Annotated in this window: 22 protein-coding genes; 18 read left to right on the top strand and 4 right to left on the bottom strand. The window is 47.8% G+C overall.

Translation table 11 applies throughout. The features are described from left to right. Nucleotides 1-55 precede the first annotated feature (55 nt). From ACY0JR_RS13055 to ACY0JR_RS13015, 9 genes are all read left to right on the top strand, one after another. A complete protein-coding gene (locus ACY0JR_RS13055) occupies nucleotides 56-364 on the top strand; it encodes a hypothetical protein (RefSeq protein ID WP_462634539.1) in 309 nt (102 codons plus the stop codon). 92 nt (nucleotides 365-456) lie between these two features. Next, entirely contained in the window at nucleotides 457-966 is a 510-nt protein-coding gene (locus ACY0JR_RS13050) for a hypothetical protein (RefSeq protein ID WP_462634538.1), read from the top strand. Between the two features lie 93 nt (nucleotides 967-1,059). Next, the gene (locus ACY0JR_RS13045) at nucleotides 1,060-1,617 is read left to right on the top strand and encodes a hypothetical protein (protein ID WP_462634537.1); all 558 of its coding nucleotides are present in this window, start codon (nucleotides 1,060-1,062) and stop codon (nucleotides 1,615-1,617) included. Further along, nucleotides 1,607-2,116 carry a hypothetical protein gene (locus ACY0JR_RS13040; protein ID WP_462634536.1) on the top strand — a complete coding sequence of 170 codons (510 nt, stop codon included), beginning with the start codon at nucleotides 1,607-1,609 and terminating at the stop codon, nucleotides 2,114-2,116. Before ACY0JR_RS13045 ends, ACY0JR_RS13040 begins: the two co-directional genes overlap by 11 nt. 222 nt (nucleotides 2,117-2,338) lie before the next feature. Beyond that, the gene (locus ACY0JR_RS13035; protein ID WP_462634535.1) at nucleotides 2,339-2,530 is read left to right on the top strand and encodes a hypothetical protein; all 192 of its coding nucleotides are present in this window, start codon (nucleotides 2,339-2,341) and stop codon (nucleotides 2,528-2,530) included. A 413-nt stretch (nucleotides 2,531-2,943) separates the two neighbouring features. Further along, nucleotides 2,944-3,324: a PH domain-containing protein gene (locus ACY0JR_RS13030; RefSeq protein ID WP_462634534.1), complete on the top strand. Its 381-nt coding sequence runs from the start codon at nucleotides 2,944-2,946 to the stop codon at nucleotides 3,322-3,324. A 175-nt stretch (nucleotides 3,325-3,499) separates the two neighbouring features. Continuing rightward, nucleotides 3,500-3,880 (top strand): methionine-R-sulfoxide reductase, encoded by a 381-nt coding sequence (locus ACY0JR_RS13025; protein WP_462634533.1) that lies wholly within the window; start codon nucleotides 3,500-3,502, stop codon nucleotides 3,878-3,880. A gap of 11 nt (nucleotides 3,881-3,891) precedes the next feature. Then, nucleotides 3,892-4,362 (top strand): AAA family ATPase, encoded by a 471-nt coding sequence (locus ACY0JR_RS13020; RefSeq protein WP_462634532.1) that lies wholly within the window; start codon nucleotides 3,892-3,894, stop codon nucleotides 4,360-4,362. Then, the gene (locus ACY0JR_RS13015; protein ID WP_462634531.1) at nucleotides 4,340-4,669 is read left to right on the top strand and encodes a peptide-methionine (R)-S-oxide reductase; all 330 of its coding nucleotides are present in this window, start codon (nucleotides 4,340-4,342) and stop codon (nucleotides 4,667-4,669) included. Before ACY0JR_RS13020 ends, ACY0JR_RS13015 begins: the two co-directional genes overlap by 23 nt. A 168-nt stretch (nucleotides 4,670-4,837) precedes the next feature. Here ACY0JR_RS13015 and msrA read toward each other — a convergent pair whose 3' ends face one another. Then, nucleotides 4,838-5,530 carry a peptide-methionine (S)-S-oxide reductase MsrA gene (msrA, locus tag ACY0JR_RS13010; protein ID WP_462634530.1) on the bottom strand — a complete coding sequence of 231 codons (693 nt, stop codon included), beginning with the start codon at nucleotides 5,528-5,530 and terminating at the stop codon, nucleotides 4,838-4,840. Between the two features lie 307 nt (nucleotides 5,531-5,837). Here msrA and ACY0JR_RS13005 point away from each other — a divergent pair, with 307 nt between their 5' ends. The 7 genes from ACY0JR_RS13005 (at nucleotide 5,838) to ACY0JR_RS12975 (ending at nucleotide 13,803) form a co-directional block, all read left to right on the top strand. Continuing rightward, entirely contained in the window at nucleotides 5,838-6,692 is an 855-nt protein-coding gene (locus ACY0JR_RS13005; protein WP_462634529.1) for an ABC transporter ATP-binding protein, read from the top strand. Continuing rightward, nucleotides 6,676-7,452 carry a hypothetical protein gene (locus tag ACY0JR_RS13000; RefSeq protein ID WP_462634528.1) on the top strand — a complete coding sequence of 259 codons (777 nt, stop codon included), beginning with the start codon at nucleotides 6,676-6,678 and terminating at the stop codon, nucleotides 7,450-7,452. Before ACY0JR_RS13005 ends, ACY0JR_RS13000 begins: the two co-directional genes overlap by 17 nt. A gap of 16 nt (nucleotides 7,453-7,468) precedes the next feature. After that, on the top strand, nucleotides 7,469-7,846 hold the full coding sequence (locus tag ACY0JR_RS12995; RefSeq protein ID WP_462634527.1) for a GntR family transcriptional regulator: 378 nt from the start codon (nucleotides 7,469-7,471) through the stop codon (nucleotides 7,844-7,846). Nucleotides 7,847-7,852: 6 nt separating this feature from the next. Continuing rightward, a complete protein-coding gene (locus tag ACY0JR_RS12990) occupies nucleotides 7,853-8,590 on the top strand; it encodes a hypothetical protein (protein WP_462634526.1) in 738 nt (245 codons plus the stop codon). Between the two features lie 760 nt (nucleotides 8,591-9,350). Further along, nucleotides 9,351-11,855 (top strand): TonB-dependent receptor, encoded by a 2,505-nt coding sequence (locus ACY0JR_RS12985; RefSeq protein ID WP_462634525.1) that lies wholly within the window; start codon nucleotides 9,351-9,353, stop codon nucleotides 11,853-11,855. A 418-nt stretch (nucleotides 11,856-12,273) separates the two neighbouring features. Then, nucleotides 12,274-12,546, top strand: a complete 273-nt coding sequence (locus tag ACY0JR_RS12980) for a hypothetical protein (RefSeq protein ID WP_462634524.1) — start codon at nucleotides 12,274-12,276, stop codon at nucleotides 12,544-12,546. Nucleotides 12,547-12,711: 165 nt separating this feature from the next. After that, complete coding sequence (locus ACY0JR_RS12975) at nucleotides 12,712-13,803, top strand: flavin reductase family protein (protein ID WP_462634523.1); 1,092 nt, start codon at nucleotides 12,712-12,714, stop codon at nucleotides 13,801-13,803. 333 nt (nucleotides 13,804-14,136) lie between these two features. On the opposite strand, the gene ACY0JR_RS12970 is transcribed toward ACY0JR_RS12975, so the two are convergent. Then, the gene (locus ACY0JR_RS12970) at nucleotides 14,137-16,605 is read right to left on the bottom strand and encodes a S9 family peptidase (RefSeq protein ID WP_462634522.1); all 2,469 of its coding nucleotides are present in this window, start codon (nucleotides 16,603-16,605) and stop codon (nucleotides 14,137-14,139) included. A 144-nt stretch (nucleotides 16,606-16,749) separates the two neighbouring features. Further along, on the bottom strand, nucleotides 16,750-17,946 hold the full coding sequence (locus ACY0JR_RS12965; protein ID WP_462634521.1) for a transglutaminase domain-containing protein: 1,197 nt from the start codon (nucleotides 17,944-17,946) through the stop codon (nucleotides 16,750-16,752). 206 nt (nucleotides 17,947-18,152) lie between these two features. Between ACY0JR_RS12965 and ACY0JR_RS12960 the strand changes: the two genes are divergently transcribed. Both ACY0JR_RS12960 and ACY0JR_RS12955 read left to right on the top strand, forming a co-directional pair. Next, nucleotides 18,153-18,437, top strand: a complete 285-nt coding sequence (locus ACY0JR_RS12960) for a hypothetical protein (protein WP_462634520.1) — start codon at nucleotides 18,153-18,155, stop codon at nucleotides 18,435-18,437. Nucleotides 18,438-18,592: 155 nt separating this feature from the next. Further along, nucleotides 18,593-18,976 carry a hypothetical protein gene (locus ACY0JR_RS12955; protein WP_462634519.1) on the top strand — a complete coding sequence of 128 codons (384 nt, stop codon included), beginning with the start codon at nucleotides 18,593-18,595 and terminating at the stop codon, nucleotides 18,974-18,976. 143 nt (nucleotides 18,977-19,119) lie between these two features. Here the strand turns inward: ACY0JR_RS12955 and ACY0JR_RS12950 are convergent, their stop codons facing one another. Beyond that, nucleotides 19,120-19,878, bottom strand: coding sequence for an MBL fold metallo-hydrolase (locus tag ACY0JR_RS12950; RefSeq protein WP_462634518.1), 759 nt, complete (start codon nucleotides 19,876-19,878; stop codon nucleotides 19,120-19,122). Nucleotides 19,879-19,937 lie beyond the last annotated feature (59 nt).

The raw sequence follows: 19,937 nt of genomic DNA, 5'->3' as shown, positions 1-19,937 counted from the left end.
TAATTATAAATAAGTCTTATCACGCTTTGCTTAATCAAAAATCATATAAACACCGATGGAATCTTGGACACCGATAGAATTAGATGAATTAAATTCCTTAATAAGAAAAGGAAGCTCTAAAATGTCGGACATCCAAAAACAGATTTGGGAATTAATTTCAATTGAACCAGAAAAATGGTCGGAAGAAGAACTCGGCAATGAAGGAGGCGGATTCTGGGTCGTAGTGATTGCAGGAAAAAAGGTAATCTGGTACAATGATATAGAAGAAGGATTCAATGTTTCATCTTACATTAAATATGGTCAATTAGACGCTTATGGCGCTGAACAAGATGAATTGCAATGGGCAATGAATAAAATAAAATAACGACACCACCACAATGTACTTGTGTAAACCTCAGCTTCGGCCGACGGCCTTGCCGTCGTTTACACAAGTACGTTGTGGTGTATTTCAAAAGAATGATGAAAAGAATACAAATATCTATAATGCTAAACAGTCTGTTCTTACTGGCGCTTACATTATTCATTCTGGATGTACTCTCGCTACTCGAAATAAAGAGCCAAGCTGTTAAATCATTTGCATATGTTGGGCTGCTTGTCCTCTCCCCGATATTGCTTGTCTGGAACCTGAATTTCAGTAAAATCAGGAAAAGAAAGATTATTGAGTCAGTAATACCGACTTTCGCAATTGCTGGTGTATTAGTTGTAGGACCTACCAAAGTTCTGACTGCAACCTCCTCTTGGAAGACACAAACAATTCTCTTCCAAAATACAGAATGGGCATCAAACAGGATTGAGCATCAGGTACAAGACGTGGGAGCCTTGGGTTATAATGAAAGGACAGTTGAGGTGATTTACCTTACTGATGCCTTTATGGTAATAAGCGAGGTTGACCAAAACATTGCCACTAATGGGAAATGGCTTAAGGTTGACAAAGAAGTAAATGAAATAGGAATTAAATACCCTTAAAAGAAAAACGCACCACGACAACACCTAAACGCCAGTCTTCGGCCGATGGCCTCGCCCGTCGTTTAGCCCAGTACGTTAGCGGTAACTTAGGAAATGAAGAAGCTTTTCTTAAAATATCACAAACACTACACTTTCGACCTTGATAAGCCGAAAAGCTTTATTGTTAACTACATTTCCCAACAGAAAGAGAAAAAGAGAAGCTTCCTCGATAAACTCACTAATACTCCCATCGACTTCAGCGAAGTGAGATTCACTGAAACGGACACAATAGAAATAAATGTGCGACCGACGAACCTTCAACCATTCAGAGCGAATGGTAGAATCAGAATAGAAATAGTAAGCGGACTAGAAAGAATCGGAACAAGATTGCAAGCTGAAATCATACCGTATTATAAAACAAACGTTTACGGAATTTACTTTATAATCTTCTTCCTTGCATTTCTTACTTTTTTTGGGCTTGTCATTAGCACCAGTAAATTTACGATTATTTGGGTTTTGCTCTCTTGGACAACTCTCCTGATGATAATTCATCTACTGATTTTGAAAAGTAGAAGCCAGCTTAAAGGCAATTTAGAAGACTTAGTACTTGAATTAAAAAGAAAAGCAACCGCCAACGGACTGGTATATAATAAAATAGAAGATGACTATTAGAACCAAAGAAAGCTATCAGACTTCAGTTTTCGATTTCATAAAAGATATTTTAGTTATCTGTCCAAAATGCTCAAAACAAGCAATCATTAGAACGGACGACTTTTCATTTAGAAATTATGATGAAAAGACGGTCAGAATTGTTTGTACAGAATGCGGATATAATAAAAACCTTTCTGAAAAGCCGACATCAATTCTTTATAGCTCTAAAGAAGAAAATATAAGTGTGAGACATATGATTATAGGTGCCCCCATTGACCCATTCTTTAATTTTCCGCTATGGTTAAGGGAAAACGTTAGTGAGGATTTATTATGGGCCTACAATTACGAACATCTTGACTTTCTTAAACAGCATGTAGAAGCGACACTAAGAGAACGGAATGGCCAAGAACACTCCTACATGAATAAAAGCCTTGGAAGTCGGCTTCCTAAATGGATGACTTCAAAGAATAACCGTGAAGCAGTTCTTAAAGCAATTGAAAGATTAAAGAAAGTATTATAAAAAAGCACGACCCGCCAACATTGTATAAACATCATCTCGGCCGACGGCCTTCGCCATCGTTTATACAAGCCGTTAAACCGGAAGCCATATACTACTTTTTACAGCCAATAAAGTTAAACCTTTCGCAAATTCAATTAATGGTCCAGGAATTATGGAAGCCGCTAGACTTTGAGGTAGACATCTGCTGACCCTTGGTCAAACAATACTTTAAAAACTTCAGTCATGGCAGAAAATAAGAAAATAGACGAAAAAGACTTGGTTTTCATCAACCAACAAAGGACGGAGGAGGAGAAAAAGTTCTTCAGTGACTATCTCAAGACCCGCAAGAAGAAGGGAATGGCACAAAAGAAAGAAAAGAACTCTACGCTTGATAAATCCTTTACGTCGGGCGGGTTAAACCGTAACGCATCATAATACTTCCTGTATTCGCAAATAGCATGAATAGCAGGATCTATAGGTATGCCCCTCCCGCTGCAAAGCCTAACCATTAGTCAGGATTAAAATACTTGAAATGAAGTACTTTGTTATTGATTTTAAGTGTAAAGACTCAACTTTTTGATAGAAGAGATTGGGTCTTGCTCTAGGAAAAGGCTTTTATAATGATTCATGTTTTGTTTGGGAGCCTTGATTACCTGAAGCAATTGTATTTGCAACTTCCCACACCCATATAGCTTTATCATTACTTTTTCAGAACTAGCTAATTTTCAACTATAGATTACAAGACCACAACCCTGGTATTTCATAAAAAACATGTACTTCCTATTCTAGGATTACACAATTTGGGAATCACCCTTCTATCTAATTCATTCACCTAAAAACAAACAGCTATGGGATTCTTTTCGGCAATAATGGGGAACGCGGGAGCCGTGAACCGCGAAACATTACTTCATGATTTCGGCAAACTGCTGGCCGAAGGGGAAGAGATTGAGTTAGGCTTTAAGCTGATCAGAGATACCTTCATCTTTACTTCCAAACGGTTGATTCTGATTGAAGTACAAGGACTCACGGGAAGTAAGGTAGAATACTTATCTATTTCCTACAAAAGCATTTCCCGGTTTAGTGTAGAGACGGCAGGCACCTTTGAGCTGGATGCCGAACTGAAAATCTGGGTATCCAGTGAGGTGGAGCCCAGTATCAGAAAGAAATTCAACAAGGCAGTGAACGTGTATGAAGTGCAGAAAATACTGGCGCTGCACATTTTGAAATAAAGCAACATCCGCCTGTTTTCTGGTGCAACCTGGGGGAAGTTCGTTTAAAGGCCGCTTTCCAAAAAGTAACCGCTAAACGGCAAAGAATACTTCTGCGTACCTTTAGGACGTTCGTTTAACAGCAACGACACCTCGTAAATTCAGTACAAACCCCTGAAGCAAACATTTAGCTAAGATGGAAAACCAAGAAAAAAAATATAACGACCTCACCCCAGAGGAAGAGTACGTCATTCTGCACAAAGGCACGGAGCGCCCGTTCACCGGGAAACTGTACACCGTGAAAGAGCCCGGCACGTACATCTGCCGCCGCTGCAATGCCCCTTTGTACCGGTCAGAAGACAAATTTGAATCGCACTGCGGCTGGCCTAGCTTTGACGACGAGATTCCCGGTGCCGTGACCCGCGTACCAGACGCCGACGGCCGCCGTACCGAGATTGTCTGCTCTAACTGCGGCGGTCATTTGGGGCACGTGTTTCTGGGAGAACGGTTCACGGCCAAAAACACCCGCCACTGCGTCAATTCCATTTCCATGGAGTTTGTGCCCGCCAAAGCTTAAACTAAGGTACGGTGGAGGCCATTCTCTTCATGGGCTTGCAGGCCTCGGGAAAATCTACGTTTTACCAAAAGCATTTCTTTAACTCCCACGTGCGCATCAGTCTGGATTTGCTCAAGACGCGTCACCGCGAGCAGAAATTCCTGAACGTGTGCCTGCAAACCAGTGCGAAGTTGGTGGTAGACAATACCAATCCCTGCCGGGAAGACCGGGCCAGGTACATGAGTCAGTGCAAGGAGCGCCGCTACCAGGTGGTAGGCTATTTCTTCCAGACCTCCCTGCCAGAGGCCTTAGCCCGAAACCGAGCCCGCGAAGGGAAAGATAGAGTAAAAGACATCGCCTTGTATGATGTGCGCAAGAAGCTGCAGCCGCCCTCTTTTGAGGAAGGCTTTGACCGGCTCTTTAGCGTACGCCTGCAAGGCGATGGCTTTTTAGTAGAAGAATGGAGCAAACCAGCACCAGATGTTCAAGAACCGAAAGATTGATTGGGCTCAGAACGAGCAGCACCAGGAAGCCGGCGTCTACGTCTGCACCCGCTGTGGTAGTCCTTTGTTTTCCTCCGCGCAGAAGTTTGATTCCAAAACCAGTTTCCCCAGCTTTTGGGCCCATTTAGAAGAGAATGTGCAACAACACCTGCTGGATTCTTATGGCCGAGAACGAATCCAGCTGCTCTGCCACCAATGCGGTTTACACCTGGGCCATTTATTTCAGGATGAGCGCACTCCCAGCCACGTACGCTATTGCATCAACGCAGATTCCATTCACCTCAAGAAAGAAGGTGACGGTTCCTAGAAGTACCGCTGGCGCGAGCCTCCGGCTCGTGTCCGCACGCGTACCTGATCTTCTTTTGCAACTCAGCCATGTAGTGTTCCGCAATAAGTGCGGACACGAGCCGGAGGCTCGCGCCAGCTGAGCGCCTGTTTTAGTGAAAACATACTCAAACGAGTAACCAAGTGCAGGCTAACGTTGCCACGGAAGCCCGCTTATGTCCTTTGCCAGAAAGTGAGCCAATAACGTTTGCTGTACCGGGTAGGAGAGTCCCAAGCTGCCCACTTCTTCCATAAACCTATCCTTCTCGCCATAGCCGCCCAGATAGCCATTGACCCGTGCTACCGCCGTAGAGTGGTTGAATTCCTCTGGGTTGGGGTAGATCTTTTGCATTTCGGCCAGTACCGTGGGTACGCGTCTTAGTTTCCATTTCTGGTGCCGTTCCTCGGCCAGGTAAAAGGCTTGGAAGGGGATTAACTCGGTCTGTACGGGTTGCTGCAAACGCGCTTCTGCGGCATTCATGGCTTGGCGGGCGGCTTGTTCCTGTTCTGAAGAATGGAAGAAAATAGCCGAAGTGTACTGGCGTTTGCGTGGCTCCTTGGTGGGCGTATGGTGGCTGAAGAACTGCGCCAGGAGTTGCGCATACGAGATCTGGTCAGGGTCAAATTCTAGCTGGACTGTTTCTATGTGGTCTGCCAATTGGCGGTAAGTGGGCGCTTCCATGGTTCCGCCCGCATAACCTACCCGGGTCCTGATCACGCCTCCCGTCGCCCCGAAAAGTCCCTCCGGTCCCCAGAAGCAGCCCATGGCCAGCGTGGCGATTTGGGGGATAGGGTACGTGATTTTGTCCAGGGCTGGTATCTTGTCTTCTTGCAAAGGGTACATAGGCTCTTTTACGGAAAGTAGGCAAGAAGTGAATGCACCGTTACTACACCTCTAGTACACCTGGGCGGGTGTGTAAAAAGCTATTTTCAGAAGTAAACGCACTACCTCCTTGTGAAGATAGGAGGGAACCACCAAGAAATCTTCTTCTTGTAAAGCCTTCTTTAAGTTGTTTTTAGGCCTGTTTCAGAAAATCAGGCTGAGAACTGAAGCAATTCACAAAAATATTTTTGGCGGTGGTATTGCTTTTGTGAAAACACTTTCTACATTTGTAGTGTACTATGTAACTAATACAGTAAACAAAGTCGCTATGATACACATCAACAACTTGAGTTTCGGGTACAAGAAGAACAGATTGCTGTTCCATAACCTGCAGTTGACACTCTCCAGAGGGCATATCTATGGTTTGCTCGGGAAGAACGGGGCCGGTAAGTCTACGTTGCTGAAAAACATCATTGGGTTGGTGTACCCTACGGTGGGTTCTTGTACCATAGACGGAGCCAATGTGTCCAAGCGTTCGCCGGAAGTGCTCGCCAACCTGTATTTCATCCCTGAGGAGATTTACGTGCCATCCGTTACCACGGCAAAATTCATTTCCAACACCGCCCGCTTTTACCCCAAATTCAACGAGGAGCAATTCCATGCATACTTGTCTGAGTTTGACGTTCCCCGCGACTCGGTATTGGATAAGCTATCGTTTGGGCAGCAGAAAAAGGTGATGATCGCGTTTGGCCTGGCCACCAACACCGACCTCCTGATCATGGATGAACCTACCAACGGGCTGGACATTCCCTCTAAAGTGCAGTTCCGGAAGATCATTGCCTCGGCGCTTACCGAAGAACGCTGCGTGATCATTTCCTCCCACCAGGTACGCGATCTGGAAAGCTTGATTGATACACTTATTGTGATGCATGACCACGAAATTGTGTTGAACCAAGAGTTGGATAAGATTGCCGAGAAACTGGTGTTCGCCACGCTGCCTTCCACCCAGGGCTACGAGGTACTGTACGCCGAGGAATCTTTCCAGGGGAAACATGTCATCATGCCCAACCAAGAGGGTACGTACAGCCGCGTAGACATGGAGCTTTTGTTTAACGCCATCATTCTGGGAAACCAACCGTTGCTTCACCTCTTACACACAGATCAGTATGAAAACGCACTTTAGCCTTACCCGTTTCTGGTGGCTGTTCAAGAAACACACCGCAGAGAACATCATGCATTACCTGATGTCAGCAGCTGTTTTAATGGGCGTCATGACCCTGTTCATGGGTTTTCTGATCATTACAGAGTCCAGCCCCCTGGACGCCTCTAAGCAAACGTTTATTTTCATTATTCTACTGGTGGCAACCGGGCCTATCTTCACTAGTACTGTCTTCTCTCATTTAGGAGACAAGCGTAAAGCCATTGCAACCCTTACCTTACCGGCTTCCCATTTTGAAAAGTACCTGGTAGGCTGGCTTTTTTCCTATGTCATTTTTCAGGTAGTGTATATTGGGTGTTTTTACCTAGTGGCTTCCATCTTATTACCCCTGGATGATTGGCATGGTAAGCCGCAGGAACTCATGCCCTTGTTTTCTAAGGAAGATGGCCAGGCGTTGGTCTTGAACGGCTATATTTTCTTGCACTCCCTGGCCTTTCTGGGGTCTATCTTGTTTGAGAAGTGGCATTATATTAAAACTGCCCTCATCTTGTTCACCCTGGGCTTGCTGATTGTTATTTTAAATAAACCCATCATGCAGGTTATCTTTGGCCGCGACCTGGAAGATGCCTTCCCCTTTTCATCTGTGACCATCAAAGAAGCAGGGGAATACTTTAACATCAGCTACCCAAATGACAATGAGTTTATGATGTCCTTAGCCTTGTTGGGAACGGCCCTTTTGCTATGGGCAAGTGCCTACTTCCGGTTGAAAGAAAAGCAAGTGTAGGGTTAAACGAAGAAGTATGGAATTTAGAAACAATGAAGCCATTTACCTGCAGATTGCCGCCTACGTGAGCGAGAATATCCTGCTGGGCAAATGGCTCCCAGATGATAAAATACCCTCAGTGCGGGAACTAGCGGTGGAACTGCAGGTGAACCCCAACACGGTCATGCGCACTTTTGAATACCTCCAGAACCAGGAAGTAATTTACAACAAGCGGGGGATAGGCTTTTTTGTAGCCGAAGACGGGGTAAGCAAGGTCAAGAAACACCGCAAAGAGCGCTTCATACAACAGGATTTGCCCGAGTTCTTTCGCAACGTTTTCCTGCTGGACATTCCGCTGGAAGAACTGCAGGAGCGTTATGAGCAATTTAAAACCGAACATTTCACCCTTAATTAGAAGATCATGAAAAAGAGTACTATTCTCATAGCGTCAGCTTTGGTCTTTTTCCTCTGCTCCTTGACAGCCTTCAATTTTGCCATGAAAGCCGAATATGAAACAGGTCACTACAAAGATCCTCTCTTTGGTTTTGTTTCTAGGAATTTCACTGGATTTAATGCCGTGGAGGTAAACGGCGTCAGTAAGATCAGCGTGAAAATTGTGCAGGGGCCGTACCAAGTGCGTTTACACAACCGGGTGCAGGACTTTGTGCAAGTGGGGCAACAGGGACAAAAGCTGGTAGTAGATGTCATCTTGAAAGAGGATAAAGCCTGGGCTAACGGGCGCCCTGTGGTGTACATCTCGTGCCCTGAACTAACCGCGTTAACTACCACGGCGCACTATACCTTAGCAGGAAAGCCCCAATTTGATTTGACTACTGACAATCCTTACGCTTGGAAGAAAGTGCAGATAATGGGTTTTGAGCAGGATAGTCTGAGGCTTACACAGGACCATGCCTCCTCCGTAGAACTGGTCAATACCAAACTAGGAAATCTGCAGGGGCTGGTAGGCATCACCCCAGGCAGCAGTTCCAAACTGGTGATTGCGAAGGAAAACCAGATCAACTCTGCCACCCTGGACATCCGGAACAAAAGCACCTTATTCATGAATGATGTGAAGATTCCTGCCATCTCTTACCAGTTCTCAGACAGCGCCAAAGCAGAGTTTTCTGGTAGAGCATTGGGACTTTTAAGCCAGAAATAGGAAGAAAGGGAGGGGAGGAGTTTTATTGGTTTGTACTTTTCTCTTCCCTGCCTTCTCTCTCATGCTATCAACCCGTTTTGGTGCTTTTTCTATAAAAACTGCCCTAAAACGGCTGCCTATTCCCCTGCATCTGTTCTATAGTCCAGGTTAGTTTGAGTTCCATCAAACTGATTGCACTTGCTCCTACTGCGGCTGCTGAAAAGTAGTAGAACATCTACTGATGCTCAGAAACTAAGAAAGTTCTTGGATAGGATTAACTATGCCTTCTTCTCTCTCTTTGTCATCCTGGAAGGATCTTATGAGCAAGCGGTTACGGCAGTTTAGAAGAGCTTTTCTAGTTCGCCCACAAGGTCCTTTCAGGATGACAAAGGAGATAGTTTTTACGGTTATTCTAGTTCGCTTACATGATCCGTTCAGTCAGGAGGACAAAAGAGATAATTTACTTTGTCTTGGTACTTAAATGGCTTTTGCTGTGAGGATAGTGCCTTGTTGAGAACCGTCTTTAGCCTTGCAGATGGGGTAATTCCAACTACTAGGACTTCCTTTTGGAGGGAAGTTGAAGCTTGTCACATTTTTCCTGCCTTTCGTCACATTTAGTTTCTGCTTACCGTCATGCTGCCTATTCTTGCTGCATAATATATCATTTCCCTGATCAGCACCACCTTAAGAGTGCTTGAACTTTTCCAATAAAAGTGGCGCCCAAAAGGTGTCCTGAGATTGTATTGCTTGAAGTTTTCTACTAAATATAAAAGCTAAACGTATGAAAAAAGTTGTACTCATGGCTGTGGCCAGCCTTCTGGCGGCACAGCAAACTTTTGCCCAGGTTCCCCAAAACAAGCCCGAAAACAGCAAACCTGTGCCTGCCACTACAGCCCCGGTTCCCAAGGGAAACAGTAAAATTGCCGGAGTTATCTTAGACGAAACCGGCAAAAAACCGGTCGAGTTTGCGACGATCTCCCTGGTAGAGAAAACCTCTGGAAAAATAGTGGACGGCACGGTGTCTGATGACAAAGGCAAGTTCTCGCTGGTACGGGTGGCGGCTGGTCAATATCAGCTCTCGGTGAGTTTTCTGGGGTATGAAACCAAGGTGATTGACAACATTAACCTGGGCAACAAAGACGAAGTGAACATTGGGGTAGTTCACCTCAAAGGCGGCGCGAAGGCGCTGGATGAAGTGGCCGTAGTAGGAGATAAACTGTTGATTGAAGACAAAGTAGACCGCATTGTCTACAACGCTGAGAAAGACATCACCAATACCGGCGGCACCGCCTCAGATGTGCTCAAGAAAGTGCCCGGTTTAACGGTAGACATGGAAGGGAATGTGGCGTTGCGCGGCAGTTCTAACCTGCGAGTGTTGATCAACAACAAACCATCGGCTATGATGGCTACCAGCATTGCTGATGCCCTGCAGCAGATTCCTTCTGACCAGATCAAAAGTGTGGAAGTGATCACCAGCCCATCGGCGAAGTATGACGCCGAAGGCACGGCGGGTATCATCAACATTATCACCAAGAAGAACAGTTTACAAGGAGTAAACGGGAACCTCAACAGTACCTATGGCAACCGCCACAGCACCGTAAATGGCAACCTGAACTACCGCAAAGGCAAGGTGGGGCTGACTTCCACGCTGGGCTACATGTGGCGCAACAATCCCGCTGAAATGTCCCGGGAAACCTTCTACAACGGCCTTCCCGGTATAGATCGCTTATCACAGAGCATGACGGGCAAACGCGAAGGTGAGTTTCAGATGCTGCAAGTGGGCGTAGATTATGAGCTTTCCAAAAAGAGCAGCCTGGCTGCCGGTATCAGGATGCAGGGCGGCGAGTACGCGTATGTGACAAACCAAACCTCCACCCAATACCTGGAAGGGAGCATCATAGGCAGCAACCTGCGGCGCAACACCAATGAGTTTGACAACCTCAACTATGACATCAACCTGGACTTTAGCAAGCAGTTTTCGCAACCGGGGCAGGAACTGAGTGTGCTAGGCTTGCTGAGCCGCAGCAACCGTGGCAACTACAACTTCGCCGATGTGCTGAACCGCGACCAGCAACTGACCTTAAGAGAGCAGAACCTGAACGATGCCTACAACGAAGAGAAAACCTTTCAGGTAGATTATACCCATCCGTTCAAAAACAAGCACCTGCTGGAGATAGGAGCCAAAGCCATTCTGCGCTACGCCGAAAGCGATTTCCAGTTCTTGGTGGCCAGTCCGGTGACGGCTCCCTTTGTGGTGGTGCCCTCCCGCACCGATGTGTTTTCCTATGACCAGAACGTGGGCGCGGCGTATGCCTCTTATGAATTCAGCCTGAACAAGAAATACAACTTCAAACTGGGCACCCGCTATGAGTACACGCAAGTAGAGGGAGATTTTACTTCTTCCAGAACTTCGATAGCACAGGATTATGACAACTTCATTCCCAGCGTGGCCATTTCCAGGGTCTTCAAAAACAACCAGACGCTGAAGTTTAACTACACCAAACGCATTCAGCGCCCGCAGTTAGGATTGCTGAACCCCTATGAAAACCGCGTCGACACGTTCAACATTCAGGTGGGAAATCCCAATCTAAGTGCTGAGATCACCAATGCGTATGAACTGGGCTACAGCACGTTCTTCAAGAGCGGCGTCTCAGTCAATGCCACGCTTTTCTGGCGGCAGACCAACAACGCCATTGAAGCCTTTACCTTGCCCAACGCCGAAGGCGTGAATTACACCCGGTTCGGGAATATTGGCAAGAATGCCAACTATGGGTTTAGTCTCTTTGGCAGTACCAAGTTCCTGAAGAAAGGAAACCTCAGCGCGAACGTGAACGTGTTCTACCTGGACCTGGAAAGCCGGAACGCACTTCTGAATGCCTCCAACGCCAGCATGATGTACAACGCCAACCTGAATGCCTCCTATGCCTTCAGCAAAGGACTTAGTGCGCAGACCTTTGTCCAGCACAACTCCCGCCGGATTACCTTGCAAGGTAGAACCGCATCTCTGACTGTTTTCAACGTAGCCGTGAAGAAGGACATCCTGAACAAGAACGGCAGCATTACCGTGGGGGTAGAAAACCCTTTCGCAGAAACCTTGAGACAGCGGAACACCTTCACCACACCTTCGGCGGAACAGGTGAGTACCTTGTATATCTACAACCGGCAGTTCAAAGTGAGCGCGAGTTATAAGTTCGGGAAGATCACTACCAAACCCCAGCAGCCCCGCCGCAAAAAGAAAATCAACAATGATGACGCCAAGTCAGACGGCGATGGTTCTAACTCATAGATAAACGTCCCTGCGCTTACAGGTACTTTTAAAGAAAATTTCATCAGTGGTTTTTTGAGGACGCAGGCAAAAGCTTGCGTCTTCTTTTTTCAAGGGTTATTTACGGCAAGCAACACTGCTGTTTTAATCCTGTTCTAGCTAAAACAGCTTCTAAACGGGATGCAACCTCTGGTATTTTAGCTTTGTTCAGTAGCGTTCTACCTTATTTTACCAGCATTTCATCTGGTACTTTTTGCCGTAATTACCTTTATCCAAGAGTGATCTTACTTAAAGTAAGATTTATATAATCCTACTTTTAAAATATTGTATTCATGTAATATAATGCGCCAAATAGGGGCTATTTTCAAATAATTGGGCAAAAAAGGTAGTTATAAAGGTGCGGTTGTACGTATAAGACCTCGAATTAATCCATTTAGCCTTGGAAGATATCATTTTAAGCACCATCTACACCTCTGTTCCTTTGATGGAGCGGCCGGTTAATTTTCCTATTAATACGGAAAGCATCAGTGAAAAACTGAACATGAGTATAGAGGAGTTGTCTGTTCACCTGCGATCCCTTTTGGAGCGAGAATACATCAAAGTGGCCATGGTCCAAACGGCACCGCTTCTGTTCCTGACCAAGGCTGGGGTTTCCAGGGTAGAGGGCCTGTGTAAGCAGCCCATGGACGATAACCTGGTGCCTTTGTTCTAAGCTTCCTGGATTGTAGTGCGCATCTAAATCTACCGGAGAAAGATCTTATAGGGAAGAAGTTTACTCAAGCAGAGCCCTAGTTCTGGAGGCCAAAGACGGCGGGCTTTCCAAGTCAGTATTCCAGTATCTTGCCTAGGGCCGAAGACTTGTGACCGGCAAGCATCCATGAAAGAGCGAGTTTCCGTAAAAGAGGCAGAAAGACTACTCGCCCACATGCAGCACGCCTATCTGCCCATCACCATTACCCAAATACACGAAGAAGTTCCGGGCGTAAAAACCTTTGTTTTCGCGGGGAAAGAAGCCGAGGCCATCCCCTACAAACCGGGCCAGTACCTGACGCTGGTAGCACCCCATGTGCCGGAGGAAGTGAGACGGTCCTATTCCATTACGTCTTCGCCCGCCCTGGGCGAGCCCTTGACCATTGGCGTGAAACGGATTGAAAACGGTTTGCTTTCCCGCAGACTCATTGACCAGGCCAAGGTAGGGGACCAATTACTAACCATCGGTGCGGGCGGCTTCTTTACGTTGCCAGATACCCTGAGTGCTTACCAACAGGTGTTTTTCTGGGCGGCCGGCAGTGGTATCACACCTATTTTCGCGCTGCTGAAAACCATTCTTTTCCAACACCCGTCCGTCTCTGTGGTGCTGGTCTACAGCAACCATGACCCCGGCAGCACCATTTTTTATCCCGAATTGCAGCAACTGGAAACGCATTTCGCCGAGCGGTTCACCATCCGGTTCCTTTTCAGCGTCTTTCCCAGACTGGACCAGGCCAGGTTGCACAAAGATCTTTTAAAGCGCATCGTCAAAGAATATGCAAGAGTGTCCTTGGCTCAAATATTATGTTATGTATGCGGGCCTGAAAATTACCGAAGACTTTGTTTGTACGGCCTCAGGGAAATAGGTGTACCCGCCCAGAACATCAGGCAGGAGACCTTTAGCACCACCAAAGTGCCAGTCAAAGTCACTCCGCCAGATGTGCAACCCCACAAGGTTACCGCGCAAGTTGGCGGAAAGACGTACCAGTTTGTAGCCCAGTACCCAGACACCATTCTGCAGGCGGCCAAAAAAGCCGGGCTTTCTTTGCCCTACAGCTGTGAAGCCGGCCGGTGCGGAAACTGTGCCGCCACCTGCCTGCAAGGCAAGGTCTGGATGTCCTACAATGAAGTACTCACCGATAGGGAAGTGGCGAAAGGCTTAGTCTTAACGTGCGTGGGATACCCGGTGGAAGGAGATGTGGTGCTGGACATTAAGTAGAAAAGGTCTGGTCGGTTTCAGGCTGTTTTCCAGAAATAACCGCAACTACAAGTTGAAAATTCTGGTAGTTCAGGTAAGCAATGAATGCACTCGCTCGCGTCATGCGAGTGTGAGCTACCTGCGGCGTCCTGTCGTTTGAAAAGGTAGTTAGGTTGACCAGGGTTTGTCCGGAGCTCACGCATCAAAGCAGTGAACAAGGTTTTATGTTTATTCGGTACTTTCCCCAAATCAACATAAAAGAATGAAAGGCTGTTTTTTAGCAACTTAATAGAAACACAAACAAAAAGGCCCTATGTATACACATAGGGCCTTTTTCTAAGGAGCTTTAAAAGCTTAGCGCTTGGTTTGCGGCTGTGGCTTGTTCTTCACGTATTTCTCCAACCACTGGTCCATTTCCCAGAGCATGTGCATCACAGACTCTTTGGCACCGTAGCCGTGGCTTTCGGCGGGCAGGAATACCAGGCGGGTAGTAGCACCATGGCCTTTAAGGGCGTTGTAGAAACGCTCGCTCTGGATAGGGAACGTGCCCGAGTTGTTATCGGCTTCGCCGTGAATCATGAGCAGAGGCGTCTTGATTTTGTCTGCGTAGTTGAACGGCGACATCTTGGCGTACACCTCAGGGGCTTGCCAGAACGTGCGTTCCTCGGCCTGAAACCCGAACGGCGTTAAGGTACGGTTGTAGGCTCCGCTTCGGGCAATACCGGCCGCAAACAAATCTGAGTGCGCCAATAAGTTAGCAGTCATGAACGCCCCGTAGGAGTGGCCACCCACCGCTACCCGGGTAGGGTCTGCGATGCCCATTTTGCTAACCTCGTCAATGGCGGCTTTGGCGCTGGCTACTAACTGCTCCACGTAGGTATCGTTCGGCTCTGCGTCTCCTTCACCCACAATCGGGAAATCGGTGCGGTCCAAAACGGCGTAGCCTCTGGTTACCCAGAACAATGGTGAACCGTAGTTGATGCGTGTGAACTCATACGGCGAGCTTTTCACTTGTCCAGCACTGGCAGCGTCTTTGAACTCCCGCGGGTAAGCCCACATCAGCATGGGTAAACGGCCTTGCTCTTTTTTGTAGCCTTTAGGCGTGTACAACGTGGCGGTAAGCGTTACGCCATCGCTGCGCTTGTACGTCAGGAGCTGCTTGTCAATGCCTTTCAGGTCTGGGGTGGGGTGCGGAAACTTGGTTATGGCCGTCAGTTTCTTAGAGCCAACCTGGCGCAGGTAATAGTTAGGCGGATCGTTCTCAGACTCGCGGCGCGTGATAAAGATACCTTTCTCAGGGTTGATCACATCTACCGGAGACTCATAGTACGGCGCCTCAGAGCGCCAGAGAATATCGGCTTTTTTGGTAGCAAGGTTGAATTTGCTCAGGTAAGGACGGTTTCCCTGCGGCGAACCGCCTTCACTGATCATGTACAGGTTCTGCCCAGACTTATCGGTCATGAGCACGTTGCGACCGTACTGGTTTTTGGTCATCACCGGCGAACCGGGATCTGTATACAGGTCTTCGTAGGAACGTTCTACCAGCACCACCGGCTCGGCACCTGGTTTGCTGGGGTTCACGCGCAGTCTACGTTCCTGGCGGGTTCTCCACCAGCGCTCATTCACCAAAGCCAGGTTGTTGTTGCCCCACACCATGCCGCTGTAACGAAGTTTGGTGCCCACCAAGGCCACGGGTTTCTCTGTGAACGGAGCCGATTGGGTGTAGACAATATCCCGTACCGGAACATCTTTCTTGTCATCGCCGCCGTCCTGGGCTTCTACCCAGTACAGAGCGGCCGCCTGGTCTGGACGCCAGTTCACGCTTCTAGGCCCGGCCGCTACCGCGTTGAAGCCTACCGGAATGTTTTCACCCAAAGGAATGTCCGCTAATTGCTTCACCACTTTGCCCTGGCGGTCCCACACCTGTACGGTGTAAGGAAACAAGCTGGAAGGCACCAGGTAAGAGTAAGGCCGATGCGTGGTGTTCACCAATAAAAACTGCCCGTCGGGCGAAAGGCTGAAAGAACGGATAATGCCTTGCGTGCCCACGTTAGACTGCTTGCCGTCCAAAGAAACCTGCACCAACTGGCTGGTGAGATAATAGTCAAACAGTGCTTCGTCCTGACGGTTTTTAAGTAAGTCCTGGTAGGTGCGGGAAGGAGAGGTGCGGCCCAGGTTTTCCTGAATTACGGGCCCTACCGGCGTGGTATTGGTTTTGGGAGCCTCGCCCCGGGCGGGATTGACCATTTTCACCAACAGTGTTTTGCTGTCTGGCGCCCAATTGAAGGCTTCGCCCCAGGCATCATTGACGGTGGCGGTCGTCAGTTTACGGGCGGTTCTGTCAGATGCATTGACCACCCACAGTTCAATCCCGTTAGAGACCGTGTTCAGGAAAGCCACCTGTTTTTCGTCTGGAGACCAGGTTACATCGGTGATTTTGGGGTTGGCGGGCAAGCCCTGGATGGTGAATTCCTGACCGCCGTTTACTTTTTTAAACTTCAGGTTGTTGAACGAAGCACCACGGCTGGCCCCATTCACCGCCGGATTGATGCGCAAGCCGCCAATACGGGCTTCAGGCGCGGCCACTTCCTCAATAGAGGGATAACCGGCGCGCTCCATCAGTAACATCCATTCACCTTTGGAATCAAAACTCACCGACGGTGTAGCCGGGGCTTCAATCAGTTTAGCGATGGACTCAGCGGGACGCTGATAGGGAACGTTGAGATCTTTGGGGCCTTGCGCCATGGCGGCGGGCCCGGCCAGCGAAAAGGCGAGCAACCAGGCGGCTAGCCTGGTGCGGGGCGAAATGACTAGGTTTATCATGTTTGTGTTTTGGTGGAAGGATGTAGAAGCTAATATAGTGAACTTCTGCCTGTATTTATAGCCTGTTTTCAAGAAATCGGGCGTAAAAACCACTACACGTGCATAGATAAATGATTAAATAACAGTGAATTAGAAAGCAGTCACTTACTGACGCTCTGCTAACGCCTGTTTGTAGAAGAAAGCGTTCCGCTTATTCGCAGGGGTTTTTAGATAGTTTTCTAGAAACTGTTCTTGTTTCTGGGCCTGCACCAATGCTTTTTCAAGCGCTGCTTTCATGTTCTGTAAGGACAGAAACAGATTGGTATTGTCTGCGGGTTTGATCTGTTGGAGCAGCCTTTTCGCTTCCTGTAATTGGTGGGTAATTCCAGAGAGCATTTGTTTAAGTGCCATGTCAGACTTGGCGGGTAAAAACTGGTTGTTCTTGTACCTGGTAAACTGGTTCAGTTGGTCTATGCCTGCGTTAAAAGCGCTTACCGCCGCATTGTACTGGTCAATGGTTTCGTTCTGCCGGATGACCGCCAGGTTTTGCTTGACATCATTCAGATGCTCCAACACTACCGGCGGAATTACCTGGTTAGAGGACATTCTCCGGAGGATAGCCGTTAGTTTTGCTTTTTCAGAGGCTGCTGCATACACGGAAAGGGTATCAAGGTAAGCAAAGGCCGGTTTAGGTTTGGCAGTACTAGACTTCAGAGAAATACCACTATTTCTGGCCGAAATGAACGCATGGTAAGACAGGGGCTGCGTCTGGAACTGCCACAGCGGATCAAATGGAATATGCGTCTGGATCATTCTGGCGGGCGGAACCATAAAGTAGCGGTCATTGATGCGCGGTACAAATTTGCCGTTTTCCACTACGCCAGAGCCCCAGGTAGGATCAAAAAGGTACCATTGTCCGCTTACCTGGGCGGCTACCCAGGCGTGGGAAGTGGGTGTGGACGTGCCTTTGGGAATGACAAACCCGGTTACCAGGTAGGAGGGAATACCCGTTTTGGCGCAAAGTTCATGAAAGACTTCGGCGTAGCCTTGGCACACGGCTTTTCTGGTGTTCAAAGTCTGAGTAATGAGAGCCTGCCGCTCGTAATACAGGGGCATGTTGGCCAAGGAAGCCACATCATAGACAATGTTAGCGGCCAGCCAGTAATAAATGGTTTTTACTTTCTCCTGAGGTGTTTTGTAGTGGCTGTTTATGAATCGGGAAAATTGGTCAATGGATTTGGTGTGGGAAGTGGGTATAACAGGTACCGCCACTGCGCTGGGAATGAAGGAAGGTTCCTTTTCCTGGGCAATTGCCTGAAAACAGGTGAAAAATATACTTAAAACGAAAACCAGCTTAGCCATTCTGTGTAAGCCTTGAAATAAAAGGAGATAGGTGAGTTGATAACGACAGAACACCGCTTGGTGAGATAACGTTTCAGGGGTTCTTTCTCAAAATAAGGCAGAAAACGCCTTTATAGGATTCTTTTTGGCTTTAAAGTTGCTACCAGCTTGTGAACAGGATGTAATTTGAAATTCTTATGAGAAAGCAGCTTTTACCATTACTGGTCATGATAATTTTTCTGGTGAGTGCCGTTGGCTGCTCCAGTTCCAGAGACACCGGCAGTTCGCGCTACCCGTCTACCCCTAGAACGTCTAAAAGTCAGCGAACTTCTCATCCCGGTATTTATTTCCCGGGCGAAAGATCTTCTACGCGGGGGTTTCCGCCGGGCCAAGCCAAAAAGATAAACGGAGACCAATCTGCGAAGGCCTATGCGCCCGGTCAGCAGAAAAAGAACCACGGGCATGGCCCTGGTAAAGGAAACGGCAACGGAAAGAAAGGCAAAAAGCACTGATCCTCGTTTTTCGTCTCGGCCATAGATGGAAAGAGGACTTACTCATAGCCGGTTCTCTTTCCATTTACAGACTAGTTATCTGAACTGAAAGGTGCCCAACGTAAACCACCTGTACTGGAGTCCGTAAACAGAGGCAGAACTTAAACCTTAAGACCATGGCTATTCTAGATATTTTCAATTCAGACGATAAAGACAAAGACGAATCAAGCACCAAGAACATCCATGATGATTACAATGACCGGAACAACATGGGGAACACCCCAGACCCTTCGGCCAAGCGTAACATTGGGCCCAACGGTGACCTGCAGCGGAACGACCAGAAAGATAAACTGGAAAACCTGCACATAGGCGGAAACGAGATAACCGGCTACGGAGCCAATAACCCCGACAGCAAAGAGTCAGATACCCAAGGCCCCGGCTTTGAGATGGAAGGCAGCTATGACGCCATGGACGGCACTGCCAACGGTCTGCGCATGAATGACCAACCCTTGGACAGCAAAGAAACTAATTCTGACGAAGCAGATTATAACCGTTTGTAGTCTCTCAATCTCACTCAAAAAACAAAAGCTGGTTTCTCCTTTTCACAGGGGAAACCAGCTTTTGTTTTAGGCCTGTTTTACCAGAAAGCGTCTCTAAGCAGAATGGAGGTTTTGGGTATTATCCTTTGGCTTGAATCTTCGGTTTAGCTTTTAGGGTACCACTGGCGTAAGCGCACGTCTATCTGTTTTTTGCCCGCCTCTACTTTGGTTTTGAAGGCATTCACATCGCTTAAACCACCTTGCCCGCGGTAATGGTAGGGGTACACCACTTTCGGTTTGAAGTCCAGAACTGCCGAGGCCGCTTGGTCCACATCCATGGTGTAGGGCAGGTTCATGCACACAAACGCAACATCTATGTTTTTGAGCGCCCTCATTTCTGGAATGTCTTCGGTGTCACCGGAGACATAAACGTTTTTGTTTCCTAACCGAAGTACGTAGCCGTTGCCCCGACCTTTGGGGTGCATGGCATCACTGGCCTCGGGCAGGTTATACATGGGCACGGCCTGAATGTCAATGTCCATCAGTTTGGTGCTGGCCCCGTTGGCAAGCACTTTGGCTTTGGCTTTCATCTGTTCTGGTAGCTGGTTTACAACCGCCTGTGGTGCCACAATGGTAGCATTGGAAACGGGCAGGGCCTGCAAGGTTTTCAAATCCAGGTGATCGCCGTGAATGTCGGTGATCAGGATCAGGTCAGGCTTGGCTAGACCGGTGTACAAAGCGGCACCGCCGTAGGGATCAACCCAAATGGTTTTACCGTTCCACTGGAATACCACCGAGCCATGTGTGACCGGCTGAATGACGATATCGCCTTTATCCGTTTTAACACGATCTGGCTGCGGCAGACTTTGAGCCCACGCCGGCAAAGAGCTCAGGCAGAGTAGCAGAAGCAAAAGCTTTTTCATAGAATTATCTTTTAGGTTAGTTTGAAGAAAGACAAGATAAAAGTCAGAATGTTTTTGCT

This window comes from Rufibacter sp. JT3400010 (genome assembly GCF_054956755.1).
This window is presented reverse-complemented; position numbering and strand designations above follow the sequence as displayed.